23 protein-coding genes are annotated in these 23186 nt (G+C 67.8%); 18 read left to right on the forward strand and 5 right to left on the reverse strand.

The genetic code is table 11. The features are described from left to right. Nucleotides 1-67 precede the first annotated feature (67 nt). The 9 genes from ACOQOP_RS06065 to ACOQOP_RS06105 all read left to right on the forward strand — a co-directional run bounded on the left by ACOQOP_RS06065 (nt 68) and on the right by ACOQOP_RS06105 (nt 9538). Nucleotides 68-1273, forward strand: a complete 1206-nt coding sequence (locus tag ACOQOP_RS06065; protein WP_420565428.1) for a CaiB/BaiF CoA transferase family protein — start codon at nt 68-70, stop codon at nt 1271-1273. Between the two features lie 21 nt (nt 1274-1294). Then, nucleotides 1295-2080 carry an enoyl-CoA hydratase-related protein gene (locus ACOQOP_RS06070; protein ID WP_420565429.1) on the forward strand — a complete coding sequence of 262 codons (786 nt, stop codon included), beginning with the start codon at nt 1295-1297 and terminating at the stop codon, nt 2078-2080. Between the two features lie 10 nt (nt 2081-2090). Further along, nucleotides 2091-3743, forward strand: coding sequence for a class I adenylate-forming enzyme family protein (locus tag ACOQOP_RS06075; RefSeq protein WP_420565430.1), 1653 nt, complete (start codon nt 2091-2093; stop codon nt 3741-3743). A 14-nt stretch (nt 3744-3757) separates the two neighbouring features. After that, a complete protein-coding gene (locus ACOQOP_RS06080) occupies nt 3758-4528 on the forward strand; it encodes an enoyl-CoA hydratase/isomerase family protein (protein ID WP_420565431.1) in 771 nt (256 codons plus the stop codon). Then, nucleotides 4528-5703 (forward strand): acyl-CoA dehydrogenase family protein, encoded by a 1176-nt coding sequence (locus tag ACOQOP_RS06085; protein ID WP_420565432.1) that lies wholly within the window; start codon nt 4528-4530, stop codon nt 5701-5703. Before ACOQOP_RS06080 ends, ACOQOP_RS06085 begins: the two co-directional genes overlap by 1 nt. A 160-nt stretch (nt 5704-5863) precedes the next feature. Beyond that, on the forward strand, nt 5864-6739 hold the full coding sequence (locus ACOQOP_RS06090; RefSeq protein WP_420565433.1) for a 3-hydroxyacyl-CoA dehydrogenase family protein: 876 nt from the start codon (nt 5864-5866) through the stop codon (nt 6737-6739). 3 nt (nt 6740-6742) lie between these two features. Then, nucleotides 6743-7393, forward strand: coding sequence for a 3-hydroxyacyl-CoA dehydrogenase family protein (locus tag ACOQOP_RS06095; RefSeq protein WP_420565434.1), 651 nt, complete (start codon nt 6743-6745; stop codon nt 7391-7393). Then, a complete protein-coding gene (locus ACOQOP_RS06100; protein WP_420565435.1) occupies nt 7393-8547 on the forward strand; it encodes a CaiB/BaiF CoA transferase family protein in 1155 nt (384 codons plus the stop codon). The genes ACOQOP_RS06095 and ACOQOP_RS06100 overlap by 1 nt, the downstream gene beginning before the upstream one ends. Nucleotides 8548-8551: 4 nt before the next feature. Beyond that, entirely contained in the window at nt 8552-9538 is a 987-nt protein-coding gene (locus ACOQOP_RS06105; protein WP_420565436.1) for an NADPH:quinone oxidoreductase family protein, read from the forward strand. A gap of 160 nt (nt 9539-9698) precedes the next feature. Here ACOQOP_RS06105 and ACOQOP_RS06110 read toward each other — a convergent pair whose 3' ends face one another. From ACOQOP_RS06110 to ACOQOP_RS06120, 3 genes are read right to left on the reverse strand one after another with little or no spacing between them, the layout of a single operon-like run. Then, nucleotides 9699-10547, reverse strand: a complete 849-nt coding sequence (locus tag ACOQOP_RS06110; protein ID WP_420565437.1) for an alpha/beta fold hydrolase — start codon at nt 10545-10547, stop codon at nt 9699-9701. Nucleotides 10548-10558: 11 nt separating this feature from the next. Continuing rightward, the gene (locus ACOQOP_RS06115; RefSeq protein ID WP_420565438.1) at nt 10559-11269 is read right to left on the reverse strand and encodes a haloacid dehalogenase type II; all 711 of its coding nucleotides are present in this window, start codon (nt 11267-11269) and stop codon (nt 10559-10561) included. A 10-nt stretch (nt 11270-11279) separates the two neighbouring features. Further along, nucleotides 11280-13400: a transglycosylase SLT domain-containing protein gene (locus ACOQOP_RS06120; protein WP_420565439.1), complete on the reverse strand. Its 2121-nt coding sequence runs from the start codon at nt 13398-13400 to the stop codon at nt 11280-11282. Between the two features lie 219 nt (nt 13401-13619). On the opposite strand from ACOQOP_RS06120, the gene dapA reads away from it, so the two are divergent. After that, a complete protein-coding gene (dapA, locus tag ACOQOP_RS06125; protein WP_420566520.1) occupies nt 13620-14498 on the forward strand; it encodes a 4-hydroxy-tetrahydrodipicolinate synthase in 879 nt (292 codons plus the stop codon). A 125-nt stretch (nt 14499-14623) separates the two neighbouring features. Then, the gene (smpB, locus tag ACOQOP_RS06130) at nt 14624-15097 is read left to right on the forward strand and encodes an SsrA-binding protein SmpB (protein ID WP_420565440.1); all 474 of its coding nucleotides are present in this window, start codon (nt 14624-14626) and stop codon (nt 15095-15097) included. 142 nt (nt 15098-15239) lie between these two features. Here the strand turns inward: smpB and ACOQOP_RS06135 are convergent, their stop codons facing one another. Both ACOQOP_RS06135 and ACOQOP_RS06140 read right to left on the reverse strand, forming a co-directional pair. Then, nucleotides 15240-15911: a uracil-DNA glycosylase gene (locus ACOQOP_RS06135; protein ID WP_420565441.1), complete on the reverse strand. Its 672-nt coding sequence runs from the start codon at nt 15909-15911 to the stop codon at nt 15240-15242. A gap of 27 nt (nt 15912-15938) precedes the next feature. Beyond that, nucleotides 15939-16622 carry an NYN domain-containing protein gene (locus ACOQOP_RS06140; RefSeq protein ID WP_420565442.1) on the reverse strand — a complete coding sequence of 228 codons (684 nt, stop codon included), beginning with the start codon at nt 16620-16622 and terminating at the stop codon, nt 15939-15941. A 253-nt stretch (nt 16623-16875) separates the two neighbouring features. Between ACOQOP_RS06140 and folK the strand changes: the two genes are divergently transcribed. The 7 genes from folK to era all read left to right on the forward strand — a co-directional run bounded on the left by folK (nt 16876) and on the right by era (nt 23023). Further along, nucleotides 16876-17379: a 2-amino-4-hydroxy-6-hydroxymethyldihydropteridine diphosphokinase gene (gene folK / locus ACOQOP_RS06145; protein WP_420565443.1), complete on the forward strand. Its 504-nt coding sequence runs from the start codon at nt 16876-16878 to the stop codon at nt 17377-17379. Nucleotides 17380-17495: 116 nt separating this feature from the next. Next, nucleotides 17496-17921: a DNA-directed RNA polymerase subunit omega gene (gene rpoZ, locus ACOQOP_RS06150; RefSeq protein WP_420565444.1), complete on the forward strand. Its 426-nt coding sequence runs from the start codon at nt 17496-17498 to the stop codon at nt 17919-17921. 78 nt (nt 17922-17999) lie between these two features. Continuing rightward, nucleotides 18000-20144 carry a RelA/SpoT family protein gene (locus ACOQOP_RS06155; RefSeq protein ID WP_420565445.1) on the forward strand — a complete coding sequence of 715 codons (2145 nt, stop codon included), beginning with the start codon at nt 18000-18002 and terminating at the stop codon, nt 20142-20144. A gap of 17 nt (nt 20145-20161) precedes the next feature. Further along, nucleotides 20162-20590 carry a holo-ACP synthase gene (gene acpS, locus ACOQOP_RS06160; RefSeq protein ID WP_420565446.1) on the forward strand — a complete coding sequence of 143 codons (429 nt, stop codon included), beginning with the start codon at nt 20162-20164 and terminating at the stop codon, nt 20588-20590. 125 nt (nt 20591-20715) lie between these two features. Continuing rightward, nucleotides 20716-21444, forward strand: coding sequence for a signal peptidase I (lepB, locus tag ACOQOP_RS06165; RefSeq protein ID WP_420565447.1), 729 nt, complete (start codon nt 20716-20718; stop codon nt 21442-21444). Next, a complete protein-coding gene (rnc, locus tag ACOQOP_RS06170) occupies nt 21441-22124 on the forward strand; it encodes a ribonuclease III (protein WP_420565448.1) in 684 nt (227 codons plus the stop codon). Before lepB ends, rnc begins: the two co-directional genes overlap by 4 nt. After that, entirely contained in the window at nt 22121-23023 is a 903-nt protein-coding gene (era, locus tag ACOQOP_RS06175) for a GTPase Era (protein ID WP_420565449.1), read from the forward strand. Before rnc ends, era begins: the two co-directional genes overlap by 4 nt. Nucleotides 23024-23186 lie beyond the last annotated feature (163 nt).

Consider the following 23186-nt stretch of genomic DNA (forward strand, 5'->3'; position numbering starts at 1 on the left):
ACCAGGATTTCCGCCGCTTCGCGGATTGGCACGGGCGTTGCGCTGAGGGTTGGTGGAGGAAATGCCCATGACCGAACCAAAGCTACCGCTGGAGGATCTGCCGCCGGCACCGACCGGTGCGCCGTTCGACCTGCTCGACGGGGTGCGGGTGCTCGACCTGACCACGTCCATCGCCGGGCCCTATGCCACGCTGCTGCTGGCCGATTACGGCGCCGACGTGGTCAAGATCGAGCGGCCGGGCAGCGGCGACGACGCCCGCGCCTGGGGCCCGCCGTTCCTGGATGGCGACTCCCTGTGGTTCATGTCGGTGAACCGGAACAAGCGCAGTGTAGCCATCGACTACACAACCGATCCCGGCCGCACCCTGTTCGAGAAGCTGGTCGCCGCGGCCGATGTGGTCGTGCTGAACCAGGTGCCGCGGGTGCAGGAGAAGCTGAAGACCGATCCGGCTTCACTCCAGAAACTCAATCCCGGGCTGATCGTCGCCTCGGTCACCGGCTTCGGCCTGACCGGAGAGCGCAAGGACAAGCCCTGCTACGACCTGATCGCCGAGGGCTATTCCGGCGTCATGGACCTGACCGGCGAGCCGGACAGCCCGCCGCAGAAGGTCGGCACCCCCGCTGCCGACCTGCTGGCCGGCCACGACCTGGCGCTCGCCGTTGCGGCTGCTCTGGTGCGCAAGGGCCGGACCGGGCAGGGGGCCGTGGTCGACGTCTCCATGGTCGAGAGCATGACGCGCTTCATGGTGCCGCGCATCGCCAGCTATCTCGGCTCCGGCGAGGTGCCGGCCCGCTCCGGCGCGCGTGACAGTGTGATCGCCATTTATCAGGTCTTCGACACCGCCGACGACCCGATGACCCTCGGCCTCGGCAACGACGCCATCTGGCGCCGGTTCTGGCAGGCGGTCGGCGATCCGAAACGCGGCGAGGACCCGGAAACCGCCACCAATACCGGCCGCCGCGAAGTCCGTGCCGAACTGGTGGCCGAGATCCAGGCGATCCTGAAGACCCGACCGAGGGCCGAGTGGCTGGACCTGTTCGACGACAACAAAGTCCCCGCCGGGCCGATCCAGCGGGTGGACGAGGTCTGCGCCGATCGCCACCTGTACGAGCGCGGCTTCCTCTATACGATCGCTCGGGAGGGCAAGAGCCCGTCGCCCCAGGTCGGCACCGGCGTGCAGATCGACGGCCGGGCCAACACGCCGCGCCGCGCCCCGCCGGACCTCGGCGCCCACGAAACCGACATCCGCGCCGACTGGCTCGGCGAACAGTAAAACTCCCAAGGGAAGAGACCCATGTCCGCGACGTTCGAGACGATCCTCTACGAGGAAGACGGCCCCATCGGCTGGATCACCATCAACCGGCCGGAAGACGGGAACATGTTCACCCCCGTCACCTGCGTGGAGATCCGCGACTGCATCGAACAGATCCGCCGCGAGACCCGCACCCGTGTCGTCGTGCTGACGGGGGCCGGCGAGAAGTTCTTCTGCATCGGCGGGCGCAAGGACGGGATGGAGGACACCAACCTCTATGCCGGCGTGCTGCCGACGCTTGAGATGTACGACGCGATCGACAAGCTGCAGAAGCCGGTGATCGCCATGGTCAACGGCTTTGCCGTCGGCGGCGGCAACGTGCTGCACACCGTCTGCGACCTGACCATCGCCAAGGAAAGCGCCGTCTTCCGCCAGGTCGGTCCGATGATGGGCAGCTTCGATGCCGGCTACGGCACCTGGTATCTGGAGGACGCCATCGGCAAGAAGCGGGCGAAGGAGATGTGGTACACGAACCGCAAGCTCTCCGCCGCCGAGGCGCTGGACTGGGGCCTGATCAACCGCATGGTGCCGGACGACAAGCTGCACGAGGAAACCCGCGCCTGGGCGATGTCGATCTCCGAGCGCGGCCCGCTGGCGCTCGCCGGCATCAAGCACGCCTTCCTCGCCCGGCACGGCGGCGTCGGCGGCCTGGGCCGCGTCTCCCACGACATGCTGCTGAAGCTGTATCTGAAGACCGAGGAGAGCCAGGAACTGTCCAAGGCCTTCGGCGAGCGCCGCACGCCCGATCCGGAAAAGTTCGGCCACTGAGGGCGGCGCCATGAGCCGGCTTCTCACGCTGCACGACCCGGCCACCGCCCGGCGCTACTACGAGGCCGGGCTGTGGCATGACGAGACCTTCTACGCCCTGCTGGCCAAGCATGCGGCGGCGCGACCCGACGCCAAGGCTGTGCGGGATTCGTCCCGTCACCTGACCTGGGGGCAGTTGAAGGACTGGGTCGACGCCATCGCCGACAGCCTGCACGAGGCCGGCGTGGTCACCGGCGAGCGGGTCGCGCTGTGGGCGTCGAACCGGGTCGAGGTGGTCGCTTCGTTCCTCGCCTGTTCGCGCAACGGCTATGTCTGCAACCCGTCGCTCCACCGGAACTACACGGTGGAGGAGATCACCGGCCTGCTGGAGCGGGTCGGGGCGACGGCGGCGGTGGTGGAGACCGGCTGGGGGGCCGATACCGACCGTCACGACCCGGTCGCGGCCCTGCAGGGGCTCGAGGCGATGCGCAAGGTCTTCGTCCTGCCGCCGCAGCGTGACGAGGGCGACCTGCCGAAGATCGGAACGTCCCCGCGCAACCTGAGGGAGCCGGACCCGAACCCGGACAGTGTGTGCTATCTCGCCTTCACCAGCGGCACGACGGGCAAGCCCAAAGGGGTGATGCATTCCGACAACTCGCTGCTGACCAACTGCCGCGATCTGGTGAAGGACTGGCACCACGACACGTCCACCGTGCTGCTGACCCTGTCGCCGCTCAGCCACCACATCGCCTGGGTGGCGGTCGGCCAGTGGCTGGTCGCGGGGATGGAACTGATCATCGACGACCCGGCCCCCGGCCTGTCGCGCCTGGACTGGATGATCGAGACCGGCGCGACCTACGTCATGGGCGTGCCGACCCATGCGATGGACATCCAGGCCGAACAGGCTCGGCGTAACATCGATAAACTCGGGTCGGTGAACCTGTTCTACATGGCCGGCTCGCCGATCCCGCCGGCCGTGGCCGAGCGCTTCGTGCGCCAGGGGGTGCGGCCGCAGAACATCTACGGCATGACCGAGAACTCGTCGCACCAGTACACCCATCCGGTGGACGACGAGGCGACGATCTGCGCGACCTGCGGCCGCGGTGGGGCCGGCTACGAAGTGCGGATCTTCTCCCAGGAGAACCGCGACGAGGAGGTCCCCCCCGGCACCATCGGCGAGATCGGCGGCAAGGGGGCCGCCCTGATGCTGGGCTATTTCGACAACCAGGCCGCCACCGAGGGCTCGTTCAACCGGGACGGCTGGTTCCTGTCGGGCGATCTCGGCGTGCTCGACGGCAACGGCAACCTGTCCATCGTCGGCCGCCTCAAGGACGTGGTGATCCGCGGCGGCCACAACATCTTCCCCGCCCGGGTGGAAGACCTGGCCGTCAAGCATCCGAACATCGCCAAGGCGGCGGCCTTTCCGGTGCCGGACGAACGGCTCGGCGAGAAGCTGGCTCTGGCAATCCTGCCGACCGGCGAGGCGCCGGATGCTATGACCGTGCTGAACCATCTCTACGCCGTCGGGCTGTCGAAATACGACATGCCGGAATACTTCCTGGTGATGGATAGCTTCCCGCTGACACCCAGCGGCAAGATCCTGAAGCGCGAGCTGGCGGAATGGGCGAAGTCGGGGCAGATCGCCCCCGAGCCCTGCCGGTTCAAGCAGCCCGAAGACGCCTGAGGAGTGAGGATACGATGACCGTGACCCTGGCCCTGTCCGAGGGAATTGCCACCCTGACCATCGACCGTCAGGAGGCATTGAACGCGCTTAATTTCAGTCTGATATCGGATATCTCTGAGAAACTGGACGAGGTCCGTGAGTCCGACGCCCGCGGCTTGCTGATCACCGGCGCGGGCGAGAAGGCGTTCTGCGCCGGTGCGGATATCAAGGAGCTGATGGGCCGCGACCTGATGGCCCAGAAGCGCGGGGCCGAGGCCGGGCAGGCGACCTTCGCCAAGATCGCGGCCCTGGAGATCCCGTCGCTCGCCCTGATCAACGGCTTCGCCTTCGGCGGCGGGCTGGAGATGGCTCTGGCCTGCACTTTCCGCATGGCGGTGCCGACCGCGAAGATGGGCCTGCCGGAGATCAAGCTCGGCCTGATCCCGGGCTATGGCGGCACGCAGCGTCTGCCGCGCCTGATCGGCGAGGGACGGGCGCTGGAGATGATCCTGACCGGCCGCACCGTCGATGCCGAGGAGGCGCACCGGATCGGCCTGGTGAACCGGCTGGCTGAAACCGCTGATTCATTGGCCGAGGCGACCGGCTTCCTGGGCGAGGTGACCCGCTACGGCCTGCCGGCGATCAGCTTCGCCAAGGAGGCGGTGACCCGCGCCCTGGACCTGCCGATCCATGAAGGGCTGAAGGTGGAGGCGGACCTCTCCACCCTGTCCTTCCGCACCGAGGATGCCGACGAGGGCCTTGCCGCCTTCGTCGAGAAGCGCAAACCGAGTTTCAAGGATCGCTGATGGCCACCGTACTTGACCGACTGGACGCCAGCCTCGACCTGCCCGAGGACGAGGCCATGGTGCTGGACAGCGTGCGCCAGCTCGCCACCGAGAAGATCGCACCGCGCGCCGCCGAGCACGACCGCAACGGCACCTATCCGGCCGACAATATCGCCGAGATGAACGAGCTCGGCATGAACGCGATGTTCGTGCCGGAGGAATATGGCGGGCTCGGCCTGTCCTACACGGTCTATCTCGCCTGCGTGAGGGAGATCTCCAAGGCCTGTGCCTCGACCGGCATCATCTGGGCGACCAACTTTCACGGCATGAAGCCGGTGATGGATTTCGGCACCGAGGCGCAGAAGCAGCGCATTCTGCCGACCATCGCCGCCGGCGGCATCGGCTCGCTCTGCATCACCGAGCCGACGGCCGGCTCCGACGCCACCGGCATGAAGACCCGCATTACTCCCGACGGCAACGAGACCGTCGTGGTGAACGGCGGGAAGACGTTCATCTCCAACGGCAACGTCGCCGACCACCTGCTGGTCTTCGGCAAGTGGAGCGAGATCGACGATCCGCGCAAGTCGATCACCGCCTTTGTGGTCGATAAGGACACGCCCGGCCTGGAGGTGCTCCGCAAGGAGGAGAAGATGGGACACCGCGCCGCCCCGACGGTGGCGCTGTCCTTCGAGGACATGAAGATCCCGCGCGAGAACATCATCGGCGAGCCGGGCGACGGGTTGCGGATCCTGCTGTCCTCGCTAAACAAGTCGCGGCCCAGCGTGGCGGCCCATGCGCTCGGCATCGCCCGGGCGGCCTTCGAGGACGCGATCGACTACATCAACGACCGCCGCCAGTCGGGCAAGCGGATCGTCGAGTTCCAGGGCATCCAGTTCACCCTGGCCGACCTGGCGACCGACCTTGCCCTGTGCGAGGCCTGGCTGTGGAAGGTCGGCCGCATGGTCGATGGCGGGGCGACCGATTTCGGCATCGAGGCGTCGATGCTGAAGATGCGCGGCTCCGACCTCGCCATGCGGATCGCCGACGAGGCCGTGCAGCTCCACGGCGGCTACGGCTACTGCCAGGACTACCGGGTCGAACGGCTGATGCGGGACGCCAAGATCACCCAGATCTGGGAAGGCACCAACCAGATCCACCGCCAGCTCATCGGCCGCAGCTTCGCGCGGAAGGAGTAGGGTGCGTCAACCACTCCCCCCCGTCGTCCTGACGCAAGTCAGGACCAAGCCTCCGGCGCCACAGTCATGATCCTGAATTGAATTCAGGATGACGACTGGGGCGCAACCGCCTCGATCCTGACTTTCGTCAGGATGACGAAGAATGAGATGAGAGGTTCTCATGACAACCATCCAGACCGTCGGCGTGTGCGGCGCGGGGACCATGGGGGCGGGGATCGCCATCGTGGCGGCCCGCGCCGGCTACCGCACCGTGCTCTACGACACCAACACCAAGGCGCTGGAGCGGGCCAGGGGTCAGACGGCAGCCTTCCTGGCCAAGTCGGTGGAGCGCGGCAAGCTCACCCAGGAGCAGGTCGACGCCGCCATGGCCGGCTACAAGACCACCGACAAATTGGACGGCCTGGCCGAGTGCGACATCGTCATCGAGGCGGTGTTCGAGAACCTGGCCGTCAAGCAGGAGCTGTTCGGCAAGCTGAACGAGGTCTGCCCGGAGCACACCCTGTTCGCCTCCAACACCTCCACCCTGTCGATCACCCAGATCGCCTCGGGCTGCGGGCGCGAGGACCGGGTCGTGGGCATGCATTTCTGCCTCCCGGCCCAGCTCATGAAGCTGGTGGAGATGTCGCCGGGGCTGAACACCTCGGACACCACCTTCGCCGCCGCCTGGGCGTTCTGCGAGGCGCTGGGGCAGAAGCCGGTGAAGACCAAGGATGCGCCGGGCTTCATCCTCAACTACTTCCTGGTGCCGTTTAACAACGACGTCATCCGCCTGATCGAAGCCGGCGTGGCGGAGCCGGCGGATATCGACCGGGCGATCAAGGCCGGGCTCGGCTACAAGATGGGGCCGTGCGAGCTGCTCGACCTGATCGGGCTCGACACCCAGGTGCTGCTCTGCGACGCGTTCTACGGCGTCACCCACGACCCGCGCTGCGCCGCACCGCCGCTGCTCCACCGCATGGTCGCGGCCGGCCATCTCGGGCGCAAGTCCGGGCGCGGCTTCTTCACCTATGACAGCGACAAGATGTACGGGGCCTGAGCCATGGTCAGCTATTCGATCGTCGATACCGGCGACAGCCGGTCGTTTCCGGAAGACCACCCGTTCCTGGCCGGCGCCGGCGGCGAGGGCGAGGTCGTCACCTATCTCGGCTCCGGAGCCATCACCGCGTGGCAGGAGGACCCGTCGCGCACCGCCATCCTGGTCGAGCTCACCACCGAGACCCTCGGCGAGGTGACCGGCGAGAGCCGGGGCGAGGAGGGGTCGAACACCATCGGCTTCGCCCGCTTCCGGGTCGGCGACGGCGCGCCCTCCGATCTGGTCGAGCTGGTGCGCCAGCCGCATACCGATCCGGCCGCCCTGGAGGCCGCCCGGATGGTGCTGGAGGGGGCGGGACTGCAGGTCTCCGAATGTTTCGACTTCGCCGGCCGAATCCTCGACCGGCTGATCCGGCCCTACTACAACGAGGCGCTGGCCAAGCTGGACGAGGGACTGGCCACGGCCGACGACATGGACCTCACCGTGAAGCTCGGCCTCGGCTATCCCGAAGGTCCGATCGAACTGCTGGAACGCACCGGCCTGCACCACCACCACGACGTGACCCAGGCGTTGTTCGAGGTCTACGGCACCAAGCACTACGCCCCGGCCCGCCGGGCGCGGGTGGCGAAAAAGCGGGCGCAGCGGGGGATGTCCTGATGGCCCCCACGCCGCAGAAGCCGCGCAAGCCGCTGGCCGGCGTGCGGGTGCTCGACTTCTCGACCCTGCTGCCCGGACCGATGGCGACCCTGATCCTGGCCGAGGCCGGAGCCGAGGTGATCAAGCTGGAACGGCCCGGCAGCGGTGAGGACATGCGCGCCTATCCGCCGATGGTGACGCAGGACAGCGGCGTCAACTTCGCCCTGCTGAACCGGGGCAAGCGATCGCTCGCGGTCGACCTGAAGGACCCGGCGTCGGTCGAGCAGGTAAAGGCGCTGGTCAAGGATACCGACGTGCTGGTGGAACAGTTCCGCCCTGGTGTCATGGACCGGCTGGGGCTGGGTTACGAGGCGGTGAAGGCGTTGAATCCGGCGATCGTCTACTGCTCGATCACCGGCTTCGGCCAGACCGGCCCGAAGGCGCAACTCGCCGCCCATGACCTGAACTACATGTCGGAGACCGGCATCCTGAACCTGGGTGCGGACAGCCGAGGCGATCCGGTCCTGCCGCCGGTCCTGGTGGCGGATATCGGCGGCGGCACCATGCCGGCGGTGATCTCCATCCTGCTGGCCCTGCGTGAGGCGGAGAAGACGGGCGAGGGCGCCTATCTCGACGTCGCCATGGCCGACAACCTGTTCGCCTGGGGCTACTGGGCGCTGGGCGAGCGGGCGGCCGGCAAGGGCGACCCGAAGCCCGGCGGCGAGCTTGTGACCGGCGGGACGCCGCGCTACCAGGTCTACCGCTGCGCCGACGGCCGCTGGCTCGCCTGCGCGCCGTTGGAGCCGAAGTTCTGGGCGAATTTCTGCGAGGTGATCAACCTCGACCATGCCCTGCGTGACGACGCGAGGGACCCGCAGGCCACGACGGCCGAGGTCCGGGCGATCATCGCGTCGCGCACAAGCGCCGACTGGCTGGAGGCCTTCGACGGGGTGGATGCCTGCGTCACCCTTGTGAAATCGATCTCGGAAGCCGCCGGCGATCCGCATTTCCGGCAGCGCGGCCTGTTCAGCGGCTCCATGCAGGCCGGCAGTACGGCGATGATCCCACTGCCGCCGCCGATCGCCCCGATCTACCGCGATCCCGAGGGCGGGCAGTCGTTCCCGGCCCTGGGCGACGCCAACGAAGACCTGATGCCCGATCTGGGAAAGGATTAGACCCATGCGCGCGGTGATGATGGAGGCGTTCGGCGCGCCGGAGACGGCGGTGGTCAAGGACCTGCCCTCGCCGGTGCCTGGACCGGGGCAGGTGGCGATCCGCACGCGGGCGGCCGGGGTGAACTATCCCGACCTGCTGGTGGTGGAGGGGAAATATCAGCACAAGCCGCCGCTGCCCTTCATTCCGGGCAAGGAACTGGCCGGCGAGATCACGGCGGTCGGCGACGGCGTGACCGGCTGGAAGCCGGGCGACCGGGTGATGGCGCAGATGGAATACGGCGCCTTTGCCGAGGAGGTGGTGGCCGGCACGGACCAGTGTTTTGCGATGCCCGACGGCATGGCCTTCTCCGATGCGGCGGCCATGGGGCTGGTCTACCAGACCGCCTGGTTCGCGCTGCTCGACCGCGGCGGCTTCACGCCGGGCGAGACGGTGCTGGTGCTGGGGGCGACCGGTGGTGTGGGCATGGCGGCGATCCAGCTCGTGAAGGCGCTGGGCGGCACGGCGCTGGCCGGCGTGTCGACCATGTCCAAGGCCGCCGCGGCGCGCGAAGCCGGGGCGGATCACATCATCGACCTGTCGGTAGAGAACCTGCGCGACGGCCTGCGCGACCAGGTCCATGCGGTGACCGGCGGCAACGGGGCGGATGTCTGCATCGACCCGCTGGGCGGCGATCCGTTCGACGCGGCCATGCGGGCGCTGGCCTGGTGCGGGCGGATGGTGGTGGTCGGCTTCGCGGCGGGACGGATCCCGGTGATCAAGGCGAACTATCTGCTGGTCAAGAACATCGCGGTGACCGGCCTGCAATGGTCCGACTACCGCGATCGCACGCCCGACCGCATGGCTGAGGCCCAGGCCGAGATCTTCCGCCTGCACGCCGAGGGCAAGCTGTCGGCGAACGTGATGGCGACCTTCCCGCTGGAGCAGATGGCCGAGGCCATGGCGGTGATCTCCGACCGCAAGGTGGTGGGGAAGGTGGTACTGGAGGTGTGAGTGCCGCGCCGGCCCTCTCTCCACATCTGTCTTCCCGGGCTCGACCCGGGACCTAGCCTCCCGCGTGTTGGAGCATCGGAGTGAAGATCTCCCACGCTCCGGCCGCTCTCTTCCTAGATCCCGGCTCAGGGCCGGGAAGACGCCTTGGGAGGGATAAGGGTCAGTATCGACCCAGGAACCGCTCCAGAGCCTCCAGCGCCGGCGGTTCGTCCAGGGTCGGGGCGTGGCCGATTTCCGGCAGGGTCACCGTTTCCATCGACGGATGCCGCCGCTTCATCTCCCCGGCCGTCTCCGCCGACAGCACGATCGACTTGCCCCCGCGCACCAGCAGGACCGGAAGCGCCGTCAGCGACGTGAACAGGGCCCAGAGATCGGCATCCTTGGCCTCCGCGCCCACCAGCGGCTTCACGATCGCCGGGTCCCAGTCCTGGCGCAGGCTGCCGTCCGGCTCCTCCCGGTAGGTCGTCCGGGCGAAGGCGACCCATTCCTCCTCGGTGGTGAAGGAGAGGTCGGGCAGGATCCGGCGCATCTCCGCCGCCGCCTCGGCCCAGTTCGCCGGCCGGCGCTCCCTGCCCATGACGTCGATGAGGAAATCGCCGCCGCTGTCGGGAATGTCCGGCCCGATATCGTTCAGCACCACCCCCGCCAGCGCGGTCGGCGCCATCACCCCCAGCGCCATCGCCATCAGGCCGCCGAAGGACGTCCCGACCGCCACCACCCGGTGGAGCCCCAGCGCCATCATCACCGCCCGCACATCGTCCACCATGGCCGGCGGCGCGTAAGCGTCCGGGTCGTCCGCATAGTCCGAGCGTCCCCGGCCGCGATAGTCCAGGCTGACCAGCCGGCGCGGGGCGATGCGCTCGGCGATATGGACGAAATCCTTGGTGGTGCGGGCATAGCCGGGCAGGCCGAGCACCGGCACACGCGGGTCGAGCGGGTCCCCCCAGTCGGCGGTGAACAGGCGGGCGCCCGACCGGCTGGTGACGTATCGTTCCCGGCAGTCGACCATCCCGTGACCCGTCAGGCGACGCCGACGATGGCGGGCAGCGGCTCCAGGGTCTTCAGCTCGATATCCGGCGATCCCGGAAGCCGCTCGCGCGCCTGGCCGAAGCGGTTGCACCAGGCGACCCGGAAGCCGAAGGCGGCGGCGGCCGCGGCATCCCAGGCGTTGGAGGACTGGAAACTGATCGACCCGGGGGTCGAGACCCGCAGCGCCGCCATGGCGAGCTGGTAGACCCGTGGATCGGGTTTGAACACGCCGAGTTCGTCCACCGACAGCACCGCGTCGAACAGCGGCGCGCAACCGGTGCTCTCGCACACGCTCGCCAGCATCTCGGGCGAGCCGTTCGACAGGATCGCGGTCTTCATTCCGCCGTTCTTCAGGGCCTCCAGCACCCCGATCACCTCCGGATAGGTGTCGAGGGTGCGGTAGCTGTCCATCAGCGCCTGGCGCAGGCCGGTCGGCGAGCCGCCGGGGAAGGCGGTCTCCAGCGCGAAATCCAGGGCGTCGCCGGTGACCTGCCAGAACGGAACATAGTGCTGCGGACCCATGAGGCTGCGCAGCCAGGAATAGGAGAGCTGCTTGGTGCGCCAGGTGTCGGACATGACCTGCGCCGCCTCGACCTCCAGGCCGAAATCATCGCGGCACCGGGCCACGGCGGAATGGACGTCGAACAGCGTGCCGTAGGCATCGAAGACGCAGGCCTCGATGCCCTCGAACCGGTCGGTCATGGCGTCCCCCTCAGTTTCGTTTCAGCGCCGCCTGCTGATGATCCAACAATACGCCGCAGGAATAGACGCACCAGACTTTCTGGGCCACGGGGGTGAGGGAGGCGAGGGCAGTCGCCTGATCGTGATGATTGGCGAGCCGCTCGCGATAGACGTGAAGCGCCTCCAGCACCCGCTGCACATAGTTGCGAGTTTCGGAGAACGGGATGCGTTCGATCCAGTCGACCACGTCCACCGCCGGATCGCTCGGATCGCCATGGGCCTTCACCCAGGCGACGACCCGCCCGGGGCCGGCATTGTAGGCGGCGATCGCCTTGATGTAATGGCCGTCGAACCGATCGACCATCTGCTTCAGATAGGTGCTGCCGAGCCGCACGTTGTAGTCCGGCCGGGCGATCAGCGAGCCGAGGTCGTATTCCAGCCCGATCGACTTGGCGGTCATCTCGGCGGTGCCCGGCATGAGCTGCATCAGCCCGCGGGCGCCGACCCGGCTGATGGCCGTGGTCTCGAAGCTGCTCTCCTGGCGGATGATCGCATGCACGAAGGCCGGCTCCGGACCCTGGGTCGGCAGCGGGTCGAGCAGGGGATATCCCAGCGCCGGCAGGATCATCCGGCCCGTCGCCGCGCGGCGGGCGGTGAAGACGGCCGTGCCCAGGTCGCCGGCCTCCGCCGCCATCTCGGCGATCAGGGCCGAGCGGTCGATGTCGTCACTGGAGACGGCCAGATGCCGCATGAACAGCCGCGCCGTCCCGTCCATCCGCAGCCGGAGCAGCGCACGGGCCGCCTGCACCTCGTCATCGGCGTTGAACGCCGCCCGGGCCGCCGCGTCGGGGGCGGCCGGTTCGGGCAGGGAGATCCGCTTGGCCCCGATCCGGGCGGCGGCGAGCTGGCCGTAGAAGGTGGTCTGGAACGCCGCACCCCGCGCATACCATTCGCGGGCCTCGTCCGGATTGCCCACCACCTCGGCGGCGCGGCCGGCCCAGTAGGCGGCGCGGCCCGAGCTGATCGGGGTGGAGACGTTGCCGTGGAGCTGGGTGAAATGGCGCAGCGCATCCTTCGGGCGGTCGAGGAACCGCAGCGCGAGCCAGCCCGCCAGCCATTCCGCCTCCGCGAAGGGCGCCCCGGAGCGCTGGTTGTGGGAGGCGGCGAGCAGATAGGCGTCCTGGAACTTGCCGTCGTCCATCGCCTCGCGGATGTGCCAGGCCCGCTCGCGCCACCACAGGCCGGCGAACTCGGCCGAGGGCGGGGCCTCGAACATCAGCTCCCGCGCGCCGATCTCCATGCCGGCCTGCCGGCGCCAGCGCAGGCGCTCGTAATGCAGGCCCGGGTCGTTCTGCAGCTCCTTCGGCACCCGGCGGATGGCCTCGTCCACGCCGGCCTGCTTGAAGCGCAGGCGCAGGCGGGCATCTGCCAGCTTCTGCCAGCCGTCGGGCACATGCTCCATCGCCTGCCGGGCCGCCCCCGAATGGCCGCGCCACAGCATCTGGTCCAGCCGCTCGATATGGTCGATCTGGCGCAGATGCTTGCCGTAGCGGGCGAGGAACTGCGCCTCGTCCCGCTTGCCGAGCTCGATCTGCCGCCAGGTCTCGCGCGCCTGTGCCTGCACCGCCGCGGCGTCGCCCGTGCGGGCGACCGCCTCCAGGTGCGCGAGCCGGCCCTGGGTCGAGCGGGGCGGATGCTTGGCGAACCACTCCAGGCGCCGGGCGAGGCTGATGTCGCTCGTCATCAGCTCCTCGCCGCGGGCAACCAGGCTCGCCTCGTCCGGCCAGCCCGGATGGTCGTGCAGGAACCGCTCGATCTCCGCAAAGGTGGTCGGCTGGTCGCCGTCGCGCAGGCGGGTCCACTGGTACAGCGCTTCCAGGCTCGCATCCCGGCCGCGGCCGCGCACCGCCGCCGCCTGCGCCCAGTCGCCGGACGCGGCATAGGACAGGGCGGTGCGCCAGGCGGCGTCCGATGGGGACAGTCCGGCTAGTCCTGCCGGCCGCTGCATGGGAATGGGGACGGCTCCGGCGGCCACCGGGGTGGCGGAGGCCGGGCGCGGCTCCGGCGCCGGCGCGGTGCCGGCGGCCTGCGCCAGGCCTGCCCAGGCCAGCGCTGCGGCGCCGAAGACGAACGGGAGACCGCGAACGATCATAGCTCTTCTCCGCACGATCGGCGGCACCCGCGGGGGGAAAGTGGGGCCGACGTCGAGCGACCAAGGTAATGCTGCAACCGCTAACCGCCAAGCGGGCAAGAAAAAATAGCCGCCGAGGCAGACTTGCCCCCAGGTGGGTGGGGGCGTAATGTCGCCCGCTCAACTTCCACGAAACTGCCGACTCGGAGAGAACCGATGGGCTACGCATTCGGACAGCCGTTGTTCAAGGGATCACTTGTTGCCTTGATCACGCCGTTCAAAAACGGCGCGGTAGACGAGGATGCGTTCCGAAAACACGTGGACTGGCAGATCGAGCAAGGCACCCATGGCCTTGTTCCGGTCGGCACCACGGGTGAGAGCCCGACGCTGAGCCATGAGGAGCACAAGCGGGTCATCGAGATCTGCATCGAGCAGGCGGCGGGCCGGGTTCCGGTCATCGCCGGCGCCGGCTCGAACTCCACCAAGGAAGCGGTCGAGTTCACCGAGCACGCGGCCGAGGCCGGTGCGACGGCGGTGCTGCATGTCATGCCGTACTACAACAAGCCGACCCAGGAGGGCATGTTCCGGCATTTCGAGGCGATCAATAACGCCGTCGATATCCCGATCATCATCTACAACATTCCCGGCCGCTCGGTCGTGGACATGTCCGTGGACACGATGAAGCGGTGCTACGAGCAGCTAAAGAACGTGGTCGGCGTGAAGGACTCCACGGCCGATTCCGTGCGCCCGATCAAGCAGCGCATGGCCATGGGGGCTGACTTCTGCCAGCTCTCCGGCGAGGACGCGGCGATCTTGCCGTTCCTGGCCCATGGCGGCCATGGCTGCATCTCGGTCACCGCCAATGTCGCGCCCAAGCAGCTCTCGGAGATGCATGTGGCCTGGCAGAACCGGGATCTGGACACCGCCTTCGCCATCAACGAGCGGCTCCAGCCGCTGCATTCGGCGCTGTTCTGCGAGAGCAGCCCGGGGCCGATCAAGTATGCGGCCAGCCTGCTGGGGATCTGCGAGTCGACGGCCCGTCTGCCGATCTACGAGATCGCCGACGAGAGCAAGGCTAAGGTCGAAAGCGCGATGCGCCATGCCGGCCTGCTGAACTGATCGCCGCATCCGCGGAGACGGAGCGGCCCGCCCCTCGGGGCGGGCCGTCGCCGTTTTGGGGCCGGGCCTCGACAGCGGGGCGGGGCTGCCTATATACGCACGTCTGATTTTGAGGAGAGAGCGCCATGGCGGGTAAGCAAGGCGCCCGCAAAGAGGTTGCTCGCAACCGGCGGGCCCGACACGAATACAGGATCGAGGAGACCCTGGAGGTCGGTCTGATCCTGACCGGCTCCGAGGTGAAATCGCTGCGCCAGGGGCGTGGTGCGTCGATCAATGAGTCCTATGCCGGCTCCGAGCATGGCGACCTCGCCCTGATCAACGCCCATATTCCGGAATATAAGCCGGCCGAGCCCTTCAACCACGAGCCGCGCCGGGTGCGCCGCCTGCTGGCCCACCGCCGGGAGCGCGACCGGCTGCTTGGACTGGTGAAGCGCGAGGGCTACACGCTCGTGCCGCTGTCGCTGTATTTCAACGAGCGCGGCATCGCCAAGCTCGAGCTCGGCCTCGCCCGCGGCAAGAAGATGGCCGACAAGCGCGAGGACGCCAAGAAGCGCGACTGGGAACGCCAGAAGGCCCGGCTGCTGCGCGAGAAGGGGTGAGGGCGGGCGCGCTCCAATTCCCGATCACCCCTCTTCTTCATTCACTCCCCGGATTCATTCCGGGGCCCACCCGTCAGGCGGCACGACGTTCGGCGCCCGTAGCAGCGGCGGGGTAGGCCCCGGAATGAATCCGGGGAGTGCTTTAGGGGGAGGTGGCGGTTCGCTCACTGCCGTCCAGCAACGCCCGAACCTGCCGGAACACGTCGTAGAACATCGCTTCCGTCAGCCGGCCGGTGTTCGTGTTGTAGCGCGAGCAGTGGTAGGAGCCGGCCAGCATCCGCCCGTCACCCAGGTCGTGCACCGCGTTATGCCCGAACTTGGCCGACGACTTCCTGCGGCCCAGCGCCGCCAGAGTGGCGCCATGGGCGAGGGAGCCCAGCACCAGGATCACCTTGAGCGACGGCATCTCCCCGATGGTCGCCTCCAGGAACGGTCGGCAGGCGCTCACCTCCGCCCCGACCGGCTTGTTCTGCGGCGGCACGCAGCGCACCGCGTTGGTGATCCGGCAGTCGATCAGCGAGAGCCCGTCATCCGGCCGCTTGCCGTACTGCCCCTCCGCGAAGCCGAAGGTGAGAAGGGTGTCGTAGAGCAGGTCGCCGGCATAATCGCCGGTGAAGGGGCGGCCGGTGCGGTTCGCTCCCTTCAGACCCGGCGCCATGCCCACCACCAGCAGCCGGGCGTCGGCGCCGCCGAAGCTCGGCACCGGCGCGTTGTGGAAGTCGGGATACAGCCGCTGGTTCTCCGCCCGGAACGCGACAAGGCGCGGGCAGAGGGGGCAATCCGGCGGCGGATCGCTCAGCATCGCTTCGGGCATCGGCTCAAAAGACCGGTTTGGGCCGGATCAGCCGCGGCGGGGCGGCGGCGTGCGACGCACCACGGCGGGCGGCTCGTCGTCATCGTAATCGTCATCGACGTAATCGTCGTCGAGATCGTCATCCGCCTCCACCGGCGCGGAGTGCGGTGCTGCCGGACGTTCCCGGCGCGGGCCCCGGTCGGAATGGACCCGTTCGATCTGGGCGGCGAGCTGGTCGAGCTCGATGAACTGGTCGGCCTGGCGGCGCAGCTCGTCGGCGATCATCGGCGGCTGGGTGCGGATCGAGGAGACGATGGACGCGCGCACGCCCTTGCGCTGCACCGCCTCTATCAGGGAGCGGAAATCGCCGTCGCCGGAGAACAGCACCACATGGTCGACCCGATCGACCATTTCCATCATGTCGACCGCCAGCTCGATGTCCATGTTGCCCTTCACCTTGCGACGTCCGGCGCTGTCGGTGAATTCTTTGGCCGGCTTGGTCACCAGCGTGTAACCGTTGTAGTCGAGCCAGTCGACGAGCGGCCTGATCGGCGAATACTCCTGGTCCTCCAGCAATGCGGTATAATAAAACGCGCGAATCAACCGGCCTTTACCTGCGAACAGGTCGAGCAAACGTTTGTAGTCGATGTCGAATCCGAGCGATCTGGCGGCGGAGTAGAGGTTGGCACCGTCTATAAAGAGGGCCATCCGTTCATCAGGATGGAACAACATATGCAATCCTTTCAATTGCTTTTACGCTCTTCTTGAGCTGAATTCTTTAGAATTCGGCGGGCGGCTGAGTAATGAGGGCGCCCGTGTCGAACTGTTTGCAGTCTAGGTCCGAATATGGGCTGATGTACAGGCCAAAGGCCGGCCATGGAGGCATCGAACAGATGGCAGATTTCGCATTGGTGACGCCGTTTCGGGGGTGCCTCGACGGGCTCCCCGGCGACCGCGTGACAGGGTGCAAGGAAGGGTATTCCGCATGATCATCGTCGCCATCGGCGCCAATCTTCCGGCCTCCGGCTACGAGACGCCGCTGTCCACCTGCGAGGCGGCCGTGGTGCGCCTGGCCGAGGACGCGGATATCCAGGTCACCGGCCGGTCGCGCTGGTACGAATCCGAGCCGGTGCCGAAATCCGATCAGCCCTGGTTCGTGAACGGCGCGGTCTCGGTCGAGACCGACCTGCTGCCGGAGGTCCTGCTGGCCCGGCTGCACGTGATCGAGGAGTCGTTCGGCCGAGTGCGCCGGGTTCGCAACGAGGCGCGCCCCCTCGATCTCGACCTGATCGACTACGACGGACAGGTGCGGATCGGCGCGGTCGATCCGACCCTGCCGCATCCGCGGGCGGGCGAGCGGGCCTTCGTCCTGCTGCCGATCCGCGACCTGGACCCGGACTGGCGCCATCCGGTGACCGGCGAGGCGGTCTCGACCCTGATCGCCGGCCTGCCCGACGGGGGCGGGGAGATCCGCGCGCTCGAGGACTGAGCGCGGGCTGCGGTTTTGCCGCCGAAACCCCGGATGAGTGCTTGTTTTCCGGGCGCTTGACCCCTATATTCCGCGGCTCCGCCTAACATTGTGCGCACCCGATCGAGAGGCTGTTGATGGCCCGCGTTACCGTCGAAGACTGCATCGTCAAGATCCCGAACCGGTTTGACCTGGTGATGGCCGCGGCCCAGCGTTCGCGCGACATTTCCTCCGGTTCCTCCATCACCGTGGACCGTGACAACGACAAGAACCCGGTCATTGCCCTGCGCGAGATCGCCGAGGAGACCGTCGATACCGGCGCGCTGAACGAAGCCCTCATCAAGGGCCTGCAGAAGCATGTCGAGGTCGACGAGCCGGAGGACGACGACATGGAGCGCCTGATCGGCTCCGATGCCGGCGCCGGCAGTGTCGGGCTGGACGGCCGCCTCGCGGAGGGTGACACTCTCGATGAGGATGCGGCGGAAGGTCTCGGCATGGGAATCGAGAGTGACGGTGGCCAGTTCGAGGATGTCGACGACAGCGAGCTCGACCGCGAAGGTTGATCCGACCGCTGTGCGCGCCGCTTGCGGCCCGACCCGGCGACAACATTTCCGTCAGCACCCGGCTGAGGTGCTGACGCCATGATCCGCCAATACGAACTCGTCGAGCGTGTGCGCGCCTACGATCCGACCACGGACGAGGCGGCGCTCGACCGCGCGTATGTCTACGCGATGAAGATGCACGGCTCGCAGACGCGGGCCTCGGGCGACCCGTATTTCTCCCATCCGCTGGAAGTCGCCGGCATCCTGACCGAGATGAAGCTCGATCACGGCACGGTCATCACCGCGCTGCTGCACGACGTCATAGAGGATACCGAGGCGACCCTCAGCGACGTGCGTAACCTTTTCGGCGACGAGATCGCCCGGCTGGTGGACGGCGTCACCAAGCTGACCCGGATCGAGCTGCAGTCCGACCGCACCAAGCAGGCCGAGAACTTCCGCAAGCTGGTGCTGGCCATGAGCCAGGACATCCGCGTGCTGCTGGTCAAGCTGGCGGACCGGGTGCACAACATGCGCACCCTGCATTTCATCAAGAACCCGGACAAGCGCCGGCGGATCGCCGCCGAGACGATGGACATCTACGCGCCGCTGGCCGCGCGTATCGGTATCAACGAGATCAAGGACGAGCTGGAAGACCTGGCCTTCGCCGAGATCAACCCGGATGCCCGCACCTCGATAAAGGCCCGGCTCGATTTTCTGCGGAGCCAGGGCGGCGACCTTGTGAACAGCATCATCGCCGAACTGCACGAGAAGCTGGCCGCGGCCGGCGTCCATGCCGACATCTCCGGCCGCATGAAGACGCCGTATTCGATCTGGCAGAAGATGCAGCGCAAGGAAGTCGGGATCGAGCAGCTCTCCGACATCATGGCGTTCCGACTCGTGGTCGAGGATATCGGCGGCTGCTACCAGTGCCTGGGCGCAATGCACGGCTCCTATCCGGTCGTGCCCGGCCGCTTCAAGGACTACATCTCCACGCCCAAGCCCAACGGCTATCGCTCGCTGCATACCGGCGTGATCGGCCCGCACCGGCAGCGCATCGAGGTGCAGATCCGTACCCGCGAGATGCACGACATCGCCGAGCTCGGCGTCGCCGCCCATTGGAACTACAAGCAGCGCGAGGCGGTCAACGAGGGCAAGCAGTACCGATGGATACGGGAACTGCTCGACATTCTGGAGCAGGCATCCGGCCCGGAAGAGTTCCTGGAACACACCAAGCTGGAGATGTACCAGGACCAGGTCTTCTGCTTCACGCCGAAGGGCGACCTGATCGCCCTGCCGCAGGGAGCGGTGCCGATCGATTTCGCCTATGCCGTCCATTCCGAGGTCGGCGATCGCACGGTCGGCGCCAAGCTGAACGGGCGCCTGGTGCCGCTGATGACCCAGCTGCGTAACGGCGACCAGGTGGAGATCGTCACCTCCAAGACCTCGACGCCGTCGCCGAACTGGGAACAGATCGTCGTCACCGGCAAGGCCAAGGCGCGGATCCGCCGCTTCGTGCGTCTGAAACGCCGCCAGCAGTTCTCCGATCTCGGCAAGGCGATGCTGCAGAAGGCGTTCCGCCAGGAGGGCCACCCGTTCTCCGAAAAGCAGCTCGAGCCGCTGCTGAGCCGCTTCCGGGCCGAAGCGGTCGAGGACCTCTATGCCGGCATCGGCGAGGGGCTGGAGAGCGCGCTGGAGGTCGTCCACGCGGTCCATCCGCCGGTGATCGAGCCGAAGAAGGAAGAGAACGTCGTCCCGATCGCCCGGGCGCGTGGCCGCACCAAGCGGGGCCGCCAGAAGGACGCGCTGCCGATCCGCGGCCTGATAGACGGGATGGCGATGCATTTCGCGCGCTGCTGCCACCCGCTGCCGGGCGAGCGGATCGTCGGCATCGTGACCACCGGCAAGGGCGTGACCATCCACACCATCGACTGCGAGACCCTGGAGGGCTTCCAGGACCAGCCCGAGCGGTGGGTCGACGTGGCCTGGGACGACGATGCCGAGTCCGCCCATGTGGGCCGGCTCTACGTGGTCATAGCCAACGAGCCGGGCAGCCTCGGCTCCCTGTCGACGGTCATCGGCAAGAACGGCGGCAACATCATGAACCTGAAGATCGTGAACCGCTCGATCGACTTCTTCGAGATGCTGATCGATGTGGAGGTGGCCGATGTCCGCCATCTGACGACGATCATCGCCGCCCTGCGGGCCACGCCGGTCATCAACTCCGTCGACCGCGCGCGCGGCTGAGGGGCGGGGATGGCGGCATGATTCTGGGCATCGGCGCGGATCTGGTGGACACGCGGCGGATCGCCGCCGCCCTGGACCGGTTCGGCGACCGGTTCCGCCGGCGCTGCTTCTCCGAGCCGGAGATCGTCCGGGCCGAGCGGGCCGCGAACCCCGCCCTGGTCTACGCCAAACGCTTCGCCGCCAAGGAGGCGGTGTGGAAGGCGCTGGGGGACGAGGGGCGCGAGGGCATCCAGTGGCGCGAGCTGGTGGTGGAGAACGCCCGCTCCGGCAAGCCGCGCTTCGTGCTCAGTGGGCGGGCCGCCGCCCGGCTGGCGGAACTGACGCCGCAGGGAATGATTGCCCGCATCGACCTGTCTCTGTCGGATGAACCGCCCTATGCCCAGGCATTCGTCGTGGTCTCGGCGGCACCGGCCTCCCTGGAGGCCCTGCGGCCGGCAGAAGGCTAGGGACAAACCGTCGCCACCCGGCGGCAGGCCGAGGGCATCGCTTGCTCCGGCGCGTCAAATTCGGCATACCGGTCCGTGCTCCGGCGTGTGGCGGGGGTGCCAGGGTCTTGTCAGGATGGATATCGATGGCTGCAAAAAAATCGGGCGGATACGGTGAGCTGATCCGCACCGTGGTAATCGCCTGTGCCATCGCGCTCGGCATCCGGACCTTCTTCTACGAGCCGTTCAACATTCCCTCGGGCTCGATGATCCCGACCCTGCTGGTCGGCGACTACCTGTTCGTCTCCAAGGCCTCCTACGGCTACAGTCGCTACTCGCTGCCGCTGTCCCTGCCGCTGATCCCCGGCCGCGTGCTGTTCTCCGAGCCGGAGCGGGGCGACGTGGCGGTCTTCAAGCTGCCGAGCGACAACAGCACCGACTACATCAAGCGGGTGGTCGGCCTGCCCGGCGACACGATCCAGGTGAAGGGCGGCATCCTGCACATCAACGGCACGGCGGTGAAGCGCCGGCAGATCGAGGATTTCCAGCCGGAGAACGGCGCGCGGCCCGTCGCGCAGTTCATCGAGACCCTGCCGAACGGCCGGGAGCACCGCATCCTCGAGCTCAGCGACAGCATGAGCGCCGACAACACCCCGGTCTATCACGTGCCGGCCGGGCATTATTTCGCGATGGGCGACAACCGGGACAATTCCCGGGACAGCCGCTTCCCGGAGGTCGGGCCGATCCCCGAGCAGAATCTGGTCGGCCGGGCCGACATCCTGTTCTTCTCCCATGACGGGGACGCCCGCCTGTGGGAGGTCTGGAAGTGGCCCTTCGCCATCCGGTACGGCCGCCTCCTGGACACCATCGAATGACCTCCGACGACGCGGATCTGGCAGACCTCGCCGCGATCCTGAACCATGAGTTCGAGCATACCGAGGTGCTGCGCCGGGCGGTCACCCATGCCAGCGCCGAGCCGCGCGCGTGGAACGCCTATGAACGGCTGGAATTCCTGGGCGACCGGGTGCTGGCGCTGATCGTCGCCGAGCAGCTTCTCGACCGCTTTCCGCACGAGCGCGAGGGGGCTATCGCCAAGCGCCACGTCAACCTGGTGCGCCGCGAGGCCCTGGCCCAGGTGGCGCGCACCATCGATCTCGGGCGGTTCCTGATCCTGTCGCGCGGCGAGGAGGATGCCGGCTCGCGCAACAGCGACACGATCCTGTCCGACGCCATGGAGGCGGTGATCGGCGCCCTGTATCTCGACGGCGGGCTGGAGGCGGCGCGCCGCTTCATCCTGACCGAGTGGAACCGGCTGCTGGAGCTGGACCTGCGCCCGCCCCAGGATCCGAAGACGACGTTGCAGGAATGGGCCCAGGGTCGCAAGCTGGCCCTGCCGCGCTATGTCACGGTGACCCAGTCCGGGCCGGCCCATGCGCCGGAATTCACGGTCCAGGTCATCGTCGAAGGCCAGGAGCCGACCACCGGGGTCGGCCGATCCAAGCGGCTCGCCGAACAGGCGGCGGCCGCCGAACTCATCAAACGGGTGGGAGCATGAACGCGCCCAAGTCCCATTGCGGTTTCGTCGCCCTCCTGGGCGCGCCCAATGCCGGCAAGTCGACCCTGGTGAACCAGCTCGTGGGCGCCAAGGTCTCCATCGTCACCCACAAGGTGCAGACCACCCGCACCCGCATCCGCGGCATCGCTCTGGAGGGTGACACCCAGATCGTGCTGGTCGACACGCCGGGCATCTTCACGCCCAAGCGCCGGCTCGACCGGGCCATGGTGCATGCGGCCTGGGCCGGGGCAGGGGATGCGGATGTGGTCGTGCTGGTCGCCGACGCGCGGCAGGGGCTCGACGACGACACGATGCGGATCGTCGAGGGGCTCAAGGAGAACGGCCGCAAGGCGGTGCTCGCCCTGAACAAGGTGGACGACATCAAGCGCGAGAAGCTGCTGCCGATCGCCGCCCAGTTCAGCGAGGCCTTCGAGTTCGACCGGGTCTTCATGATCTCCGCCCTGAACGGCAGCGGCTGCGCCGACCTGCGCAAATACCTGGCTGAGCGCATGGCGCCGGGGCCGTGGCTCTATCCCGAGGACGAGCTGAGCGACCTGCCGATGCGGCTGATGGCGGCGGAGATCACCCGCGAGAAGGTCTTCCTGCGGCTGCATGATGAGCTGCCGTACTCGGCGACCGTGGAGACCGACCAGTGGACCGAGCGCGACGACGGCTCGGTGCGGATCGACCAGACGCTCTACGTGGAGCGCGACAGCCAGAAGAAGATCGCGCTCGGCAAGGGCGGCCAGAAGATCAAGGAAATCGGCTCCCAGGCCCGCACGGAACTGGAGGAGATGCTGGAGCGCCGCGTGCACCTGTTCCTGTTCGTGAAGGTCCGGGAGAACTGGCAGGAGGACCGCCAGCACCTGCGGGAGTGGGGGCTGGAGTGGGATGTGTGAGGCGGCCGTGTGTGCTGTCCTCGATCCGTTCCCGCCTCGCCCATCCCCCGTCCACCCGTTCGCCGTCCACCCACTCGCCGTCCGCCCGTTCCCCGTCCCCCCGTTGCCCGTCATCCTGACGCAAGTCAGGATCAACGCTCCGGCCTCTCCAAGGGTCAGTGCG

The organism is Thalassobaculum sp. (genome assembly GCF_965223715.1).
GTDB lineage: Bacteria > Pseudomonadota > Alphaproteobacteria > Thalassobaculales > Thalassobaculaceae > Thalassobaculum.